Raw genomic sequence first — 15,926 nt, forward strand, 5'->3', positions numbered from 1 at the left:
CCCAGTCAACCACGTGCCCCCGACGTGTCCGGCGTGTCCGCGCGGCGCTCCGGGCGTGATCCCGGTGGGCAGCGGCGTCGTCGTCGACCGAGGGGACCCGTCCCCGGTGGCTAGAGTGGGGGCATGGCGGAGAACGCAGGAACTTCAGGGGAAACGACTGTGCAGCGCTTGGCCACTGAGTACGGGGTGGCCACCGAGTACCGGGGCTTCGACGGGGGAGTCGAGACCGTGCCGGAGCGGACGCTGCGCCGTGTCCTCACGGCGCTCGGCGCGGACGTCTCGGACGACGACGCCGCGCGGCGCAGTCTGCGCGACCGCGAGCTGGCGCCGTGGCGCGAGCTGCTGCCGCCCGTGGTGATCGCGGAGGAGCAGTGTGAGGCCATCGTGCCCGTGGCTACCGCGCAGGGGGACACCGTGCGGGTGCGGTTGTGGCCCGAGGACGATCCGGACGCGGTGCGCGAGTTGCACCCGGCGCCCGACGTGGCTCCCGAGACCCGCGAGGTCGATGACACGGTCCGCGAGCGCGTGCCCTACGAACTGCCCCGAGACCTCCCGCTGGGCTGGTACCGTCTCGAGGCCCGGACGGGCTCGGGGCAGCGCAATAGCATCGACGTGGCGGTGACCCCGCAGCGCCTCAGCACCACGGACCGGCTGCGCGGGCGCCGCCGGTGGGGCTACATGGCCCAGCTGTACTCGGTGATGTCCTCCCGCTCGTGGGGCGTGGGGGACCTCTCGGACCTCGCGTCCCTGGCCGCCATCAGCGGTGTGCAGGGCGCGGACTACGTGCTCATCAACCCCCTGCATGCCGCGGAACCCACGCCTCCCGTGGAGCCCTCCCCGTACCTGCCCTCGAGCCGACGCTTCTTCAACCCGCTGTACCTGCGGATCAGCGACATCGCGGAGTTCCCGTACCTGCGTCCGGGGGACCGTGAGGTCGTGGCCCAACTCGCCGCGGTGCAACGCAAGGCCGTGCTGGACCCCAGCACGATCGACCGCGATTCCGCCTACGCCGCGAAGCTGAAGAGTCTCGAACTGCTGTTCACCGTGCGCCGTTCGCCCTACCGCCAGCAACAGCTCGAGGCGTTCGTGGCGCATGCCGGGCAACCCCTGCAGGACTTCGCGCTGTGGTGCGCCCTGCGGGAGGAGCTCGGGGAGGACTCACCCCTGTGGCGGGACGAGGCGAGTTCCCCGGAGGCGCCGTACGCCCAGGAGGCGCGTACCCGGTTGCGCCACCGGATCAGTTTCCATGTGTGGTTGCAGTGGCTGCTCGACGAGCAGCTCGAGGCCGCGCAGCGTGCCGCGTACCGGGCCGGGATGGACATCGGTGTGGTGCACGATCTCGCGGTGGGGGTGCACAAGCAGGGCGCGGACGCGTGGGCGTTGCAGGACGTCCTGGCCCCCGGGGTGAGCGTGGGTGCCCCCGCGGACATGTACAACCAGCTGGGTCAGGACTGGAGTCAGCCGCCGTGGGATCCCCGCAAGCTCGCCGAGGCGGGGTACCGGCCGTGGCGGCAGATGCTCGGCAACATCTTCCGTCATGGCGGGGGTGTGCGGATCGACCACGTGGCGGGACTTTTCCGGTTGTGGTGGATCCCCGATGGCAACCAGGCCTCGGACGGGACCTACGTGTACTACGACCACGAGGCCATGGTGGGCGTCCTGGCCCTCGAGGCCGAGCTCGCCGGCGTGGTGGTCGTGGGTGAGGACCTCGGCACCGTGGAGGACAGTGTGCGCGAGTTCCTGGAGCGCAGGGGCGTGCTGGGAACCTCCATCATGTGGTTCGAGATGGACGGGGACGTCCCCCTGGACCCCTCCCGCTACCGCGAACTGTGCATGGCCTCCGTGAACACCCACGACCTCCCGCCCACGGCGGGCTACCTCGAGGGCGTGCAGCTGCAACTGCGCGAGGACCTGGGACTGCTCGCGCGCTCGCCGGAGGAGGAACGGGAGGAGGCACGCCGTCAGCTGGACACTTTCTTCACCGCGGTCGCGGATGCCGGCTATCTGCCCCGGGATGAAGACCCGGGGGAGCAGGCCAGGATCGAGGCGATCCACCGCTACCTGTGCGACGCGCCGTCCGTGTTGATCAACGTCTCCCTCGTGGACGCGGTCGGGGAGAAGCGGATCCAGAACCAGCCCGGCACGAGCGACGAGTACCCGAATTGGCGGATCCCGCTCGCGGACTCGGATGGCCGGCCCGTGATGCTCGAATCCCTCCCGGGGTCCGAGCGGGTCAACTCGCTCGTGGACGTGGTCAACGGCGCGCTGGGTACGCATCGCCGGGATCCCAAGGCCAAGGCGCCGGAACAGCCCGAACACCGGGACGTGGCGGACCCGTTCACGGGCAAGTTCTGAGCACTCACTCCGGCACGATCCTGTCAGGGGGTTGCCCCGCCCGGGGGATTAGGTAAGAATTGCCTTACCTAATCCCCTGGGTGAGGGGATGGGGCCGAAGAAAACGTGTCGGGGTGGCGGACCGGGTCATGGACGGACCGCCACCCTCGCGTGTTTCCCGTTGTGTTCTTCGACGGTTTTTCCGGGGGCTCTTCCCGGAGGGATTCTCCCCTGGGTGCGCCGTTCGTGGGGCCCGTCACGGCGGGGCGGACGAGTTGGTCCGTTGCGAGCCAGAGGCTAGGATCGAGGGGCGCGCAATCGCACCGTTTCCGCCTTCGGATTTGCGAGCGAGTCCGTAGAAGCCTAGAATCTAAGGCTGTCGTGTGGTGGAGTCCATCTACCGGCGCCTTGATCTTCACCGTCTTCGTCGTAGCGAGTGCCCTGACCGGTACTGCCGCGGGGTAAACCCATCACGCCCGGCGCGCGAACGGTGGCATTTTCTTGAGGTGGCGGACCACTCTTGGCTATGGCTGCCGGCGGGAAACCGCTCGGCGGCGACCATGCGTGCCGTCATTTCGTCGACATTGGACATTGGAGGAGAACACTATGGCAGCGCACTGCCAGGTGACCGGGGCCCAGCCGGGCTTTGGCCACAGCATCTCGCACTCGCACCGCCGCACCAAGCGTCGGTGGAACCCGAACATCCAGAAGAAGCGTTACTGGGTGCCCTCGTTGCGTCGCAACGTCACGCTCAACCTGAGCGCCAAGGGCATCAAGGTCATCGATGCGCGCGGCATCGACGCCGTGGTCAACGAACTCATCGCACGTGGGGAGAAGATCTGAGATGGCCAAGGACAAGGACGTACGTCCCATCATCAAGCTCAAGTCCACGGCCGGTACCGGGTTCACCTACGTCACCCGTAAGAACCGCCGCAACAACCCCGATCGCCTCGTCATGAAGAAGTACGACCCGGTGGTCCGCAAGCACGTCGATTTCCGCGAGGAGCGCTGAGACATGGCCAAGAAGTCAAAGATCGCCAAGAACGAGCAGCGCAAGGTCGTCGTCGAGCGTTATGCCGCCAAGCGCGCTGAACTGAAGAAGACCCTCGTGGACGAGAACGCGTCCCCCGAGGCTCGCGAGGAGGCCCGCCTGGGTCTGCAGAAGCTCCCCCGTGACGCTTCCCCCGTGCGCGTGCGCAACCGCGACCAGATCGACGGTCGCCCCCGCGGCACTTTCCAGCGCTTCGGGATCTCCCGCGTGCGCTTCCGCGACATGGCTCACCGCGGCGAATTGCCCGGTATCTACAAGTCCAGCTGGTAATTTCTGCACCGGAAGGACCCGACCCCCGGTCGCCCCTTCCCCAGCGAATGCCAACCCAGTCCAGGAGGACAAGCACATGGCTATGAACCGCAGCGAACTCGTTGCAGAGGTTGCCGAGAAGTCCGGTAGCACCCAGGCCGCCGTCAACGGCGTTCTCGACTCCCTGTTCCAGGTTTTCGAGAGCTCCGTTTCCAAGGGCGAGAAGATCACCATCCCCGGCTGGCTCTCCGTGGAGCGCACCGACCGCGCCGCGCGTCAGGGTCGCAACCCGCAGACCGGCGAGGCCATCCAGATCCCGGCTGGACACGGTGTCAAGCTCACTGCGGGCTCCAAGCTGAAGGCTGCTGTTTCCTCCAAGTGAGGTAAGCCCAGCGGGTCCCAGGACCCGGTGCTCGAAGGGACCGTTCACGCACTCCGTGAACGGTCCCTTCCGCATGCGCGCCACCCCACCCCTTCCGCGGGGCCGCCGGGTTCGTGGTTCCCCGCGCGGTGGCGCATAATGGAATCCCATCCTTTCCCCGTGAGTCCCGGAGGTGTTCGGTGTCCCCTCGCGCGCGCCGACTTGCCCGGGGCTGGGTGGCCGCCTTCGTGGCCACCACTCTTGCGGCCGGTTCGCACGCCGCGGTGGACGGGACCTGGCCCTCCCCGCTGATCATCGCGCTGTCCATGTGTCTGGCGGCCCCGCTGTGCATGCTGCTCGCGGGACGGGTGCTCTCACGCTGGAGCGTGGCCGGTAGCGTCCTGCTGAGTCAGGCGCTGCTGCACACCCTGTACGCCCAGTCCGGCGGGATGGCCCACGCGATCGACTACACCCACCACCACGCGGCCCCCACGGCGGACGGTCCCGCCGTGGTGATCTCGGTGTTGCCCGCGGCGCATCACGGGTGCGGCATGCTCGCCGCCCACGCCGTGGCGGCCGTGGCCACCTACGCTCTGCTGCGCCACGGCGAGACCGCGGCATTTCGCCTGCTGAACGCCGTGTCCCTGCGCGTGCTGCGCATCCTTGTCCTGGCCCTGCGCCCGGTCACCACGGCCGTGCCGCGGCGGACCTCCTGGACCTCGCCGCGCGCACTGGCCGATCAGCTCCTGCTCTCCTCCGTCTGCGGATACCGCGGACCGCCCGTCCTCGCCTAGGCATCGGCGGGGACACCCCTGGATCCGATGCCGCCCCGAGCATCCATCGCATCCATCGGCAGCCCACCTCGCGGCCCCCACGCCCCAGGGCGCAGGAGAGAACACCCATGAACCCTTCGTACTCAACACCACATCAGCCCCAGCCCACTCTGCGGACCCCGGCGCGGACGGGTGACACCGCGGCGTCGTCGGCCGCGCCGCACGCCCGCCTTTCGCAACGTTCGGCGACGTCGCTCGCGGCCCTGTTCGCCGCGCTGCTGGCCCTCGTGCTGGTCGTCACCACGGCGGGGCCCGCGAGCGCCCACGACGAACTCGTGCGGACCAACCCGCAGGCCGGCGCGAAGCTCGAGAAGGCCCCCACGGCGCTCGAACTGACGTTCTCCGGGAACATCCAAGACATCGGCAGCGAGGTCCGGGTCACCGACTCCCACGGCACGGACATGACGCGCGGCACGCTGGCCGCGCAGAACACCACGGTGTCCCAGCCGCTGCGCGAGGGCGGGGGCGAGGACGAGACCTACACGGTCACGTGGCGCGTGGTCTCCCAGGACGGGCACCCCATCGAGGGCACGTTCACGTACACCGTGGGCGACGGCGCCGCGACCGCTGCGTCCCCGGCCCCCGTGGCCTCTGCGGACGCCTCCCAGGGCGCGGCCCAGGACGCGAACGGAGCCCAGGAGGACGTGAGCGGCACGGGCATCCCGAGTTGGGTACTGCCCGTGGCCGGTGGCGCCATCGCGCTAGTCCTGCTGCTGGTGATCCTGGCCTTCGCCACCCGCCCCAAGCAGCGCTGATTCCCTGACCCGGGCGGCCCGCCCGGATCATCCTTTTCCCGTCAGGCTCCCGCCGCCGCGCTCACGCGTTCCGGCACGCCGCAGATGCGGCTCGACAAGCGCTCGGCGCGCCGCTGATGCGGCCCGTCACTGACTCGGCCCACCGCTGACTCGATACCGGCTCGATGTGATCGACGGACGTGACCGCGCCGCCGCTCGGACGAGCACCGTCCGTACGACACCGGCTGCTCTGGCACCCCCGGTACTCAGGGCGCGGCCCGCGGCCCCGGCATCGAGTGGGCACAGTCCGTCTGTCGAGCGGGCATGGTCCCGGTGTCGAGTAGGCACAGTGCCGCGTCACTCGACGCCGCGTCCGACGACACGCGCAGCGGACGGGCGAGCCGGAGCACGATTCACTCCTAAGGACTCACATATGAACTACAACCTGAACACCACGTCCGTTCCCGCCCCGCGCCGTGCGCTGGCCGCTGTGGCCGTCTTGGGCCTCGGCCTGGCTACGCTGAGCGGGTGCTCGGCGCAGGGTGGGGAGGCGGCGTCGTCGCCCGCGGGGACGGACTCCGCGACGCACAGCACCGCCGCTGCGCCCCTGGAACTGAGCGACGGCTGGGCCAAGGCGGCCGACTCCGGGATGACCGCCGTGTTCGGCAAGCTCACAAACACCTCCGGGCAGGAGGTCACGTTCACCGGGGCGGGCGCGGACGGCGTCGCGCGCTCGGTCGAGCTGCACGAGACCGTGGCGGACGGCGGCTCCGGCGCCACACAGATGCGGCAGAAGGAGGGTGGCTTCACCCTCGCACCGGGGGAGAGCCTGGACCTGAAGCCGGGCGGCAATCACATCATGCTCATGGGGCTCACGTGCTCGCTCAAGGCCGGTAGTGACCTCACGCTGCAGCTTCGCACCGACAGCGGGACCCGGGACGTCACCGTCCCGGTGCGCGACTTCACGGGCGCGAAGGAGCGGTACGCGCCCGGCGAGGACGAGCACGCGGGCCACGGAGGCGAGCACGGCTCGGGGGCCGGACACTCGTCGTCGTCGGATGCCGCCCACGACCACGGGTCGCACGAGGGCATGAGTACGAGCCCATCCTCGAGCGCACTGCCCACGTGTCATGACCACTGATCGGGGCCCTTCCGCCTCGGGGTGGAGCCGGCGATCGTTGCTCACGGGCGCGGTCGCCGGCGCCGGCGCCACGGGACTCGGGGCGGTTTCCGCTGCGGCCCTCGGCGCCGTGGACCCCCGGCTCGCGGCGGCGGGACAGGACAGCCAACGGCCCGGGCTGCGGACCGAAGCTTTCCACGGCCCACGACAGGCGGGCGTGGCCACGCTGCCGCAGGCGTTCTGCGTGTTCATCGCCCTGGACCTGCACCGGGACGTGGACCGGGACGCACTGCGGCGGTTGCTGCGCGTGCTCACGGACGACGCCGCGGCCCTCACGCAGGGCACCGCCCCCGTCAACGACCAGGAACCCTGGCTCGCCCAGAACCCCTCGCGGCTGACCGTCACGGTGGGTTTCGGACCGCGGGCCATAGCCGTGATCGACGCCGACCGGGCCCCGCAATGGCTCAAGCCCTTGCCCGCTTTCACGATCGACAAACTGCAGGACCGGTGGAATCAGGGGGACCTGTTGCTGCAGCTGTGCTGCGACGACAAGCTGACCATGGCCCACGCCCAGCGGGTGCTGCTCAAGGACGTCCGGTCCTTCGCGACCGTGCGCTGGGTGCAGGACGGGTTCCGCAACACCGTGGGCGTCACCCCGGACGGTCAGACCACGCGCAACCTTTTCGGTCAGGTGGACGGCACCGTGAACCCATACCCGGGGGAGGCTGATCACGAGAAGGTCGTCTACGGTCAGGGCGGGTTCACCCCGTGGATCGAGAACGGGACATCCGTGGTGATCCGGCGGATCCACATGAACCTGGACACGTGGGACGAGGCCGACACCCCTGCGCGCGAGGACTCGGTGGGGCGCCGGTTGTCGAACGGCGCACCGTTGACGGGCGCCGCCGAGCACGACGAACCGGACTTCGAGGCCAAGGGTCCCCTGGGATTCCCGGTCATCTCGTCCTACAGTCATATGCGGCGTTCGCGCAGCGACAACCCGGACGAGAGGATCTTCCGCAGGGTGTACAACTACGATCTGGCGGTGAGTGATGCGTCCGGGCACAGCCGCTCCGGGGACGTCCGGGGCGGGGTGTCCAACACGGGGCTGATCTTCGCGTCCTACCAGTCGGACCCCGTGAAACAGTTCGTGCCCATCCAGCGGCGGCTGGCGCAGTTGGACATGCTGAACACGTGGACCGTGCCCATCGGATCCGCCGTGTTCGCTATCCCGCCGGGCTGCGAAGTGGGTGGGTTCATCGGGGACACGTTGTTCACGTGACCCCCGTGCGCGGAGCAGCACAACGAGAGAATCAACGGGCCGGAGGAATGCCACGATGAGTACCAGCGCACGCACCAGGGACACCGGCCCGCGCCGGGACGGTTCGCGGGGCGACGTCGCTCCCGGCCGTGAGCGCGATAGCGCGCCGGATGCCGGGCGCCCGCTCGGCGCCGGCTCGTCGAAGGGCGCGAGCTCGTCGAACGGCGGGACCGCTCCCGCGGGAGCGGTGAGTGTGAGCCCGTGGACCATCACGGTCGTGCTCGTCGCGGCCATGATCGGGATGACCGCGGCCCTGGTCTACGGGGGAGCGGCCGCCCCCCGGCAGGTCGCGGACCCGGGAACGCTCGTGCGCTGGGGGCTGCCCGTGGTAGAGACCGTCCACAACATCGCGATAACGGTGGTGATGGGCGGGTTGCTGCTGGCGATCGGCGTGGTGCCCCGTTTCGCGGACCGCTCCCGGAAACGGCCACCGCGCAACAGCAAGGACCAGGCGGGCGAACCGGAACACCCGGTCTTCCGCAGCGTCATGCAGCTCGTCGAGGCCGCGGCCGTGGTGTGGACCGTGGCGGCCGTGGCCGTGCTGATCTTCACGTACTCGGACGTCTCTGGATCCGGTATCGGCACGGGGGGCAACTACACCCAACAGTTGCTGCACTACATGACCGGGATCTCCACGGGCCAGTCCCAATCGGTGATCGTGATGGTGGCCGCCGTGGTCACGACCCTGGTTTTCGGCGTGCGGGCGCTGCTGGGACTGTTCTGCACCCTCGCGCTGTCCTTCGTGGCGATCGTGGCGCTGGCACTCAACGGTCACGCCGCGGGTGGTGCGGACCACATGGGTGCGGTGAACTCCCTGGGGCTGCACCTGCTGGGAGTGTGCCTGTGGGTCGGCGGGCTACTGGTGCTGATCTGGGTGGGGCCGTTGCTGTCCCGTGAGTTCACGGTCAGCGGCCGCGGGGGCTCCCGCCACACCGAACCCCTGCTCGCGGTCGTACTGCGGCGCTACTCCGTGGTGGCTCTGGGTTGCTACCTGCTGGTGTTGCTCTCCGGGATCATCAATGCCGCGGTGCGTATCGGAACGTGGGAGCAACTGACGTCCTCCTACGGGATCCTGGCGCTCACCAAACTCGTGCTGACCCTGTTGTTGGCGCTGGCGGGTTTCGCGCACCGGCAGTGGCTGATCCCCGGGGTCGCGGACGGCTCCCGGTCCCGCGCGGCCACCATGTGGCGCGTGCTCGTGGTAGAAGTGGTGCTCATGGGGCTACTCATGGGCATCGCCACGGCCCTGAGCCGCACCGCCCCGCCCGTCCCGGAGGAGCTTGCACCGGACGCCTCCCCGGCGCGAATCCTCACGTGGTACGAACTGCCCCCGGAGCCCACGTTCGCCCGCTGGTTCACCACGTGGCGCCTGGACTGGTTCTGGGTGGCCGTGGTCGTGTTCATGGCCGTGGTGTACCTGTGGGCCGCGATCAAGGTGTGGCGCCGCGGGGACTCGTGGTCCGTGCTGCGCACCGTGTCCTGGTTCAGCGGGCTGGCTGCACTGCTCTACGCGACGAGCGGCGGGGTGGCGGTCTACGCCCGCGTGCTGTTCTCCGCCCACATGGTCGAGCACATGAGCCTGACCATGATCGTGCCGCTGTTCTTGGTCTCGGGCGCACCCGTCACCGTGGTGCTCAAGGCCCTCGAACCACGAGGGGACGGTACCCGCGGTCCGCGTGAGTGGATCCTGCGTCTCGTGCACTCCACGTGGGGCAGGATCGTGACGCACCCGATCTTCGCGGCCGCGAACTTTGCGTTCTCGATCGTGCTGTTCTACTTCACGGACCTGTTCCGCTTCACGCTGCGCTACCACGTGGGCCACGAGTTCATGATGGTGCACTTCCTGTTCACGGGGTACATGTTCGCGCTCGTGCTGATCGGCATCGACCCCATCCCGCGCCGGCCCAGCTACCCCATGCGTCTCGTGCTGCTGCTCGCGACCATGGCCGCGCACGCGTTCATCGGCATCAGCATCATGAGCCTGACCACGGTGCTGCAGGCCTCGTGGTTCGGCAACATGGGCCGCCCGTGGGGTCCCAGCGCCCTGGACGACCAGCAGCTCGGCGGCATGCTCATGTGGGGGATCGGCGAGTTCCCCACATTCCTGCTCGCCGTCATCGTGGCCGTGTTGTGGGCCATGGAGGGCGCCAAGGAGAACCGCCGGGTGGACCGGCAGGCCGATCGCACGGACGACGCCGAACTGCGCGCCTACAACGAGATGATGGCCGAGCTCGCGGAGCGGGACGAGCGGCGTCGTTGACATCCGCCGGGACGGGCGCCGGCGAGGCCGGGCGGTTGGCGGACGGGTCCGCGGAGTGTGCGGGGGCGTCACGTAACGCACGGGAAGCTCTGCCCCGCGGATAACGTTGTCCCAGGAAGAAACCCTTGACCCCCGGTGGAAGGACCCAGACACCGTGACCTCCGCACGCATGAACACACCAGTCCGCGCCTCGGAACTTGAGGGCAGAGCCTGGCTGAACACCGGCGGTGAGCGACTGGACCTGCAGGCGTTACGGGGCAAGATCGTGATCCTGGACTTCTGGTCCTTCTGCTGCATCAACTGCCTGCACGTGCTGGACGAGCTGCGCCCCCTCGAGGAGAAGTACGCGGACGTGCTCGTGACCGTGGGCGTGCATTCCCCCAAGTTCGAGCACGAGGCGGACCCGGACGCACTGGCCGCGGCGGTGGACCGCTACGAGATCACCCACCCGGTGCTCGACGACCCCCGGTTGAGCACGTGGGACGCCTACACGGCGCGCGCGTGGCCCACCCTGGTGGTCGTGGACCCCGAGGGGTACATCGTGGCGCACCTCTCGGGTGAGGGCCACGTCCAGGGGCTGGAATCCCTCGTGTCCGAACTCGTGGCCGAGCACGACGCCAAGGGCACCCTGCACCGCGGAGACGGCCCCTACGTCCCGCGCCCGCAGCCCGAGGGGGACCTGCGCTTCCCCGGCAAGGTCGTGGCCCTTCCGGACGGTTCCTTCATGGTCAGCGACACCGGTCACCACCGCCTGGTCCATCTCGAGGAGGACCTCACCACGGTTCGTCGGGCCATCGGTTCCGGCACCAAGGGCTGGGCGGACGGCCCCCGGGACGCCGCGCGGTTCAACGAACCCCAGGGCATCGCGGTGCTCTCCGAACGCGTGCGTGCCGACGTCGGCTACGACCTCGTGGTCGCGGACACCGTCAACCACCGGCTGCGCGGCGTGGAACTGGGCACCGGCGCGGTGCGCACTTTGGCGGGCAACGGCGTCCAGCGCCTGCTCGACGACGCCCGCGCGCGCGGCGTGGACCCCAACGAGATCCCGCAGGACGCCTCGGCCACGTCCGTGGCGCTGTCCTCCCCGTGGGACGTGACGTGGTCCGACGCCGCGGACACCCTGGTGGTCGCGATGGCCGGGACGCATCAACTGTTCTCGTTCGACCCGCGCACCGGGGCGCTCGCCGTGCTGGCCGGGACCGGGGACGAGGGACTGCGCGACGGTTCCGCGCCCGAGAGCTGGTTCGCCCAGCCCTCCGGCCTGGCTCAGGACGCCCACGGGGCCGTGTGGGTCGCGGACTCCGAGTCCTCCGCGCTGCGCCGCGTGCGCTTCGGCGAGGACGGGTCCACATCGGTGGAATCCGCCGTGGGACTCGGACTGTTCGACTTCGGGTTCCGGGACGGGCCGGCCGATCAGGCACGGTTCCAGCACTGCCTGGGGGTGTGCGTGCTCCCGGACGGATCCGTGGCCGTGGCCGACACCTACAACGGTGCGGTGCGCCGGTTCGACCCCGCAACCGGTGAGGTCTCCACGCTGACCCGCGGACTCGCTGAGCCCTCCGACGTCCTGCTCGACACGAGCCACGACGAGCCCGTCCTGGTGGTCGTGGAGACTAATGCCCACCGCCTCGTGCGGGTGGCGGTGCCCAAGCAGGCCCAGACCGTGGACGAGGGTGCGGCCAGCATGCAGCGCAAGCGCACGCCGGTGGCCCCCGGGGAGCTCGAGCTCACGGTGCGGTTCTCGGCCCCCACGGGTCAGAAGCTCGACACCCGGTGGGGTGATCCCACGCAGCTGAAGGTGTCCTCGTCCCCGGAGGATGCACTCGTGCAGGGTGACGGGACGGCCCAGGGGCTGACCCGCGCCCTGCGGATCGCGGACGGTGTCACGGAGGGGGTCCTGCACATCACGGCCCGCGCGGCGGCGTGCGACGGCTCCCCGGACGGGGAGATCCCGGAGCACGCGGCGTGCCACCTGTACCAGCAGGACTGGGGGATCCCGTTCACGGTGGACCCGCAGGCCCCGGCAGAACTCACGCTGGACCTGCGCGGAACGGACTGAGCGGGGCCCACGGGCACCACGGCCCACCCTTCTCCCACGCCCCGCCCAATCCGTCGCCCACCACCCGCCCCGGGCGCACATGCACCCGGGGCGCACCCGTCAGCGCGGCGCCTGCCCGTCAGTGCGGTGTGAGGGTCACCTCGTCCCCGGTGACCCTCACGTCCGCGCTCAGCAGGAACGGGACCTCATCGGTGACCTGGGATGTGGTGCCGTCATAGAGGTCCACCGCGGTGAACTCGATGCGCGCGATCCCCCGGCTGTCGGACACGTGCCAGCGGCCCGCGGCAGCGTCGTCCAGGGAGACGTAGGGCGTGGGGTAATCCTTGATGCTCCAGGAGACGCGGCCCTGGATGCGCCCGTCGAACTGGTAGGAGAAGGGGCATCCCGCGGGGTAGAGGCTGTCCTGCGCGGCACACTCGTCCAGGTGCTCGTGGATCTGTTTGTCCACCTGGTGAGTGAGGCGTTCGGACGGCTCGGCCTCGAGCTTCATGGTGGTGTTCTCCCGGGCGTCGCTCACGGCCGCCTCCTGCGGCTCGGCGCGCACCATGGGGGAGGCGTAGGAGCCCGTGTAGATCCCGGGGTAGAAGACCGCGAACTCACGGGAGGACCCGGGGAGCGCCACGGACGCGCCGTTGATGTCCACCGCGGTGGAACCCGGCATGGCCACGTTCATGGTGGGCAGCGTGGAGGGATCGAAGTCCCACACCGTGAAGAACCCCCATTGCGTCTCCGCGGGGTGGAGCGTGAACTCGGAGGACGCCTCATGACCGTTCAGCGTGTAGCTTGCCCGCACCACCGCCCGGTCCCCGGACAACGCGACGGTGCGCACGGATACGTTCTCGAGTCCCTTGCTTGCCTCGGCCAGGGGTTCGCCGTCCAACAGGGCCGCGTTGGAGTCCGGGACCTGGGCGTTGAGCAACCCCAGGGCCTTGCCGCCGTCGCCGGTCTGGAGGGCCTGGAAGTAATCGCGCACGTCCGTCTCGGGCCCGTACGCGTACTTGTTCACGAGCGCAATGGTCACAGCCGCACCTGCGAGCGCCAGCAGAATCAGGACGAACCATGCCCCCACGGCCCTGACGATGCGTTCACTGCGTTCCATGAGTCCCCACGTTAGTGGACGTCCCGGGGAGCGGGCCCCGCGTGTCCCGGCGATGACCCGCCCGCTGCCGGGCCGCTAGGCTGAACCGGGCGGCCCGGGGGCACCGCCCCCGGACGGCGCGATCGCCCACTCCGGTGTGATCCCCGAGGACGGCAGGCACGAGGGCGGCTCATGGCGGAAACCATCCGACAGATCCCGGCGAAGTACGGGGCACCGGAACACGTGTTCCACCCCCGAATGGGGTCGTACGGCCGCCGGCTCGGCGCGGCACTTCCCCCGCTGTTGCTCGTGGTCGTCGCGGTGTTCGTGATCGGGTACCGCCGCCCGGCCGGCCCCGCGATGGGCGTGCTGCTCCTGCTCGCCCTCGTGGGCCTCGTGACGGCCTACGCTTACCTGCGCCCCGCGCTCGTGGTGCTCACCGCGCACCACGTCCTGCTCTCCCGCTGGGTCGGTTTCCGGGCCGTGCCCCGCGAGCGGATCGCCCAGGTGGTCACGGTCCGGACGCTGCTCGCGGCGCGCCCGCGCAGCGGCGGGTCCCGCGGTCGACCCTGCCTCTGGTTCGTCACCCCGGCCGGGCGCTCGGCACTCTTCCTGGACGGGACGGTCTGGGACGCGCGCACCCTGGACGAGCTGGCCCGGGCGAGCGGCGCCCAGCACGTCAACTTCCAGCGGGCCACGCCGGCGCAACTCACGGAGCACTGGCCCCGGCTCGTCGCATGGCGGGTGCGCTACCCGCGTGTGCGCTACGTCGCGGCGTCGTGCGCGTTGATCGCAGCGGTCGCCCTGTTCGCCTGGTGGGCTTTCACACGGGGCCCCGCCTAATGCACCCGCCCCAGTCGGCAGCAGAGCCGTCCGGGTACGACGGCGCTCGGTTCCCGTGCAGGGGCCAGGCGGCGGGGCCCTGACCCCCGGCTTCGGGTCCCGCCGCGGGCCGTGGTGCCTCCAGCGCTGCCCTGGACCACAACGACGCTCGGTTCCTTTCGGGGGTCGGGCGGAGACGTGCCCCGCACCCTCCGACTTCCGGCCCGGCCGCGGACCAAAGCGCCCGAGCGGGCCCGGGCGGTTCCGGGTGCGACGACGGCCGGTCCCCTTCTCGGGAACCGGCCGTCGTACGGTCGGCGGGCCGCGGTGTGCCACGGCCCGTGCCGGACGCTCAGCGAGCAGCGGTGCTGCCGTCCATGTGGTTGCCGGTGACCGCGCCGTCGGACCGTTCGGTGGAACCCGCCGAGCCCACGTGTCGACGCGAACGCTCGATCTCCGCCTTGCGCTCCTCGTTGGCCTCGCGGGTCAGCTCCGCACCGGCCTCCGCGTCACGCGTGAGGTTCTCGCCCGTCTCCGGGTTGAACACGTGCATCTTGCGGCTGTCCAGCCAGATCTTTGCCGTGGAGCCACCGCGGATGCGGGAGGACGCGTCCAGGGAGACGACCACCTGGGCGGGCATCTCGTCAGCGTCCAGCTCTTGGGCCAGCTCGTTGAGTTTGTGCTGCACGGCGGCATCCTGCTGGTAGTGGATGTAGCCGTACTGCTGGTTGCCCAGCCACTCGGTGTGCGTGAACTCGGAGTCGAAGACGGTCCCGTGGGGGATTTTCGTCTCGTCCACGAACTTCGCGTCCTCGAAGTGCTCCGGGCGCAGGCCCAGCAGCACGATCTCGGGGGCGTTCGTGAGCTTGCCCTGCACGCGCTCCGGAACCTCGATGTCCCCGATCGGGGTGTGGAACACCGAGCCGTTCACGCGCGCCGGGATGAAGTTCATGGACGGAGCGCCGATGAACCCCGCCACGAACAGGTTGACGGGCTGTTCGTAGAGCTCCCGCGGGGACGCGATCTGCTGGAGCTGACCACGCTTGAGCACGGCCACACGGTCACCGAGGGTCATGGCCTCGGTCTGGTCGTGGGTCACGTACAGCGACGTGATGCCCATGCGGCGCTGCAGCTGCGCGATCTCCGTGCGCATCTGGCCGCGCAGCTTGGCGTCCAGGTTGGACAGGGGTTCGTCGAAGAGGAAAGCGTCCGCGTCACGCACGATCGCGCGCCCCATGGCCACGCGCTGGCGCTGACCGCCGGAGAGGTTCGCCGGCTTGCGCTCGAGGTGCTCGTTGAGGTCCAGGGTGTCCGCCGCCTCGCGCACCTTGCGGTCGATCTCCTCCTCCCCGAACTGGCCCTTGGCCAGGCGCAGCGGGAACGCGATGTTCTCGTACACCGACAGGTGCGGGTACAGCGCGTAGTTCTGGAACACCATGGACAGGTTGCGATCACGGGGTTGCTTGTCGTTGACGCGCTCGCCGTCGATCAGCAGATCGCCGCTCGTGATGTCCTCGAGACCCACGACCATGCGCAGGAGCGTGGACTTACCGCAACCGGACGGGCCCACGAGAATCAGGAACTCGCCGTCCGCGATGTTGATGGAGATGTCGTTGACGGCCGGGAACCCGTCGTCGTACTTCTTGACGAGGTGTTCCATGGTTATTGCTGCCATGTCTACTCAGTCCTAACTGTGTCTAAGCG

At 69.7% G+C, this 15,926-nt stretch carries 14 protein-coding genes; 12 read left to right on the plus strand and 2 right to left on the minus strand.

Annotated features, from left to right (window positions below; translation table 11 throughout):
• The first annotated feature begins 123 nt into the window (after positions 1-123).
• The 11 genes from malQ to RF637_RS00365 all read left to right on the plus strand — a co-directional run bounded on the left by malQ (position 124) and on the right by RF637_RS00365 (position 12,322).
• Positions 124-2,355 carry a 4-alpha-glucanotransferase gene (gene malQ / locus RF637_RS00315; protein WP_368843860.1) on the plus strand — a complete coding sequence of 744 codons (2,232 nt, stop codon included), beginning with the start codon at positions 124-126 and terminating at the stop codon, positions 2,353-2,355.
• A 585-nt stretch (positions 2,356-2,940) separates the two neighbouring features.
• The gene (rpmB, locus tag RF637_RS00320; RefSeq protein ID WP_012397434.1) at positions 2,941-3,177 is read left to right on the plus strand and encodes a 50S ribosomal protein L28; all 237 of its coding nucleotides are present in this window, start codon (positions 2,941-2,943) and stop codon (positions 3,175-3,177) included.
• A 1-nt stretch (position 3,178) separates the two neighbouring features.
• Positions 3,179-3,346 carry a 50S ribosomal protein L33 gene (gene rpmG / locus RF637_RS00325; RefSeq protein WP_012397435.1) on the plus strand — a complete coding sequence of 56 codons (168 nt, stop codon included), beginning with the start codon at positions 3,179-3,181 and terminating at the stop codon, positions 3,344-3,346.
• Positions 3,347-3,349: 3 nt separating this feature from the next.
• Entirely contained in the window at positions 3,350-3,655 is a 306-nt protein-coding gene (rpsN, locus tag RF637_RS00330) for a 30S ribosomal protein S14 (protein WP_064847405.1), read from the plus strand.
• Between the two features lie 76 nt (positions 3,656-3,731).
• Positions 3,732-4,016, plus strand: coding sequence for an HU family DNA-binding protein (locus RF637_RS00335; protein WP_064847404.1), 285 nt, complete (start codon positions 3,732-3,734; stop codon positions 4,014-4,016).
• A 179-nt stretch (positions 4,017-4,195) separates the two neighbouring features.
• On the plus strand, positions 4,196-4,789 hold the full coding sequence (locus RF637_RS00340; protein WP_368843861.1) for a hypothetical protein: 594 nt from the start codon (positions 4,196-4,198) through the stop codon (positions 4,787-4,789).
• Positions 4,790-4,896: 107 nt separating this feature from the next.
• A complete protein-coding gene (locus RF637_RS00345; RefSeq protein WP_144931769.1) occupies positions 4,897-5,583 on the plus strand; it encodes a copper resistance CopC family protein in 687 nt (228 codons plus the stop codon).
• Between the two features lie 412 nt (positions 5,584-5,995).
• On the plus strand, positions 5,996-6,703 hold the full coding sequence (locus RF637_RS00350; RefSeq protein ID WP_085106138.1) for a copper chaperone PCu(A)C: 708 nt from the start codon (positions 5,996-5,998) through the stop codon (positions 6,701-6,703).
• Complete coding sequence (locus RF637_RS00355; RefSeq protein WP_368843862.1) at positions 6,693-7,964, plus strand: Dyp-type peroxidase; 1,272 nt, start codon at positions 6,693-6,695, stop codon at positions 7,962-7,964. The genes RF637_RS00350 and RF637_RS00355 overlap by 11 nt, the downstream gene beginning before the upstream one ends.
• A gap of 55 nt (positions 7,965-8,019) precedes the next feature.
• Positions 8,020-10,263, plus strand: coding sequence for a cytochrome c oxidase assembly protein (locus RF637_RS00360; RefSeq protein ID WP_368843863.1), 2,244 nt, complete (start codon positions 8,020-8,022; stop codon positions 10,261-10,263).
• Between the two features lie 169 nt (positions 10,264-10,432).
• Positions 10,433-12,322, plus strand: coding sequence for an NHL domain-containing thioredoxin family protein (locus tag RF637_RS00365; RefSeq protein WP_368844081.1), 1,890 nt, complete (start codon positions 10,433-10,435; stop codon positions 12,320-12,322).
• Between the two features lie 118 nt (positions 12,323-12,440).
• On the opposite strand, the gene RF637_RS00370 is transcribed toward RF637_RS00365, so the two are convergent.
• On the minus strand, positions 12,441-13,421 hold the full coding sequence (locus RF637_RS00370) for a hypothetical protein (protein ID WP_368843864.1): 981 nt from the start codon (positions 13,419-13,421) through the stop codon (positions 12,441-12,443).
• A 171-nt stretch (positions 13,422-13,592) separates the two neighbouring features.
• On the opposite strand from RF637_RS00370, the gene RF637_RS00375 reads away from it, so the two are divergent.
• The gene (locus tag RF637_RS00375) at positions 13,593-14,243 is read left to right on the plus strand and encodes a hypothetical protein (RefSeq protein WP_144997231.1); all 651 of its coding nucleotides are present in this window, start codon (positions 13,593-13,595) and stop codon (positions 14,241-14,243) included.
• Positions 14,244-14,574: 331 nt separating this feature from the next.
• Here the strand turns inward: RF637_RS00375 and RF637_RS00380 are convergent, their stop codons facing one another.
• The gene (locus RF637_RS00380; RefSeq protein ID WP_368843865.1) at positions 14,575-15,897 is read right to left on the minus strand and encodes an ABC transporter ATP-binding protein; all 1,323 of its coding nucleotides are present in this window, start codon (positions 15,895-15,897) and stop codon (positions 14,575-14,577) included.
• Positions 15,898-15,926: the final 29 nt, after the last annotated feature.

Origin of the sequence: Kocuria sp. CPCC 204721 (assembly GCF_040980945.1) — a bacterium.
Taxonomy (GTDB): Bacteria; Actinomycetota; Actinomycetes; order Actinomycetales; family Micrococcaceae; genus Kocuria; species Kocuria marina.

Bases quoted from the DNA above. Each gene is read 5' to 3' on its own strand.
- RF637_RS00360 (WP_368843863.1), top strand. From the start codon at position 8,020: ATGAGTACCAGCGCACGCACCAGGGACACCGGCCCGCGCCGGGACGGT.
- RF637_RS00380 (WP_368843865.1), bottom strand. From the start codon at position 15,897: ATGGCAGCAATAACCATGGAACACCTCGTCAAGAAGTACGACGACGGG.
- RF637_RS00375 (WP_144997231.1), top strand. From the start codon at position 13,593: ATGGCGGAAACCATCCGACAGATCCCGGCGAAGTACGGGGCACCGGAA.
- RF637_RS00335 (WP_064847404.1), top strand. From the start codon at position 3,732: ATGGCTATGAACCGCAGCGAACTCGTTGCAGAGGTTGCCGAGAAGTCC.
- rpmB (WP_012397434.1), top strand. From the start codon at position 2,941: ATGGCAGCGCACTGCCAGGTGACCGGGGCCCAGCCGGGCTTTGGCCAC.
- malQ (WP_368843860.1), top strand. From the start codon at position 124: ATGGCGGAGAACGCAGGAACTTCAGGGGAAACGACTGTGCAGCGCTTG.
- RF637_RS00350 (WP_085106138.1), top strand. From the start codon at position 5,996: ATGAACTACAACCTGAACACCACGTCCGTTCCCGCCCCGCGCCGTGCG.
- RF637_RS00365 (WP_368844081.1), top strand. From the start codon at position 10,433: ATGAACACACCAGTCCGCGCCTCGGAACTTGAGGGCAGAGCCTGGCTG.
- rpsN (WP_064847405.1), top strand. From the start codon at position 3,350: ATGGCCAAGAAGTCAAAGATCGCCAAGAACGAGCAGCGCAAGGTCGTC.
- RF637_RS00345 (WP_144931769.1), top strand. From the start codon at position 4,897: ATGAACCCTTCGTACTCAACACCACATCAGCCCCAGCCCACTCTGCGG.
- RF637_RS00370 (WP_368843864.1), bottom strand. From the start codon at position 13,421: ATGGAACGCAGTGAACGCATCGTCAGGGCCGTGGGGGCATGGTTCGTC.
- RF637_RS00355 (WP_368843862.1), top strand. From the start codon at position 6,693: ATGACCACTGATCGGGGCCCTTCCGCCTCGGGGTGGAGCCGGCGATCG.
- rpmG (WP_012397435.1), top strand. From the start codon at position 3,179: ATGGCCAAGGACAAGGACGTACGTCCCATCATCAAGCTCAAGTCCACG.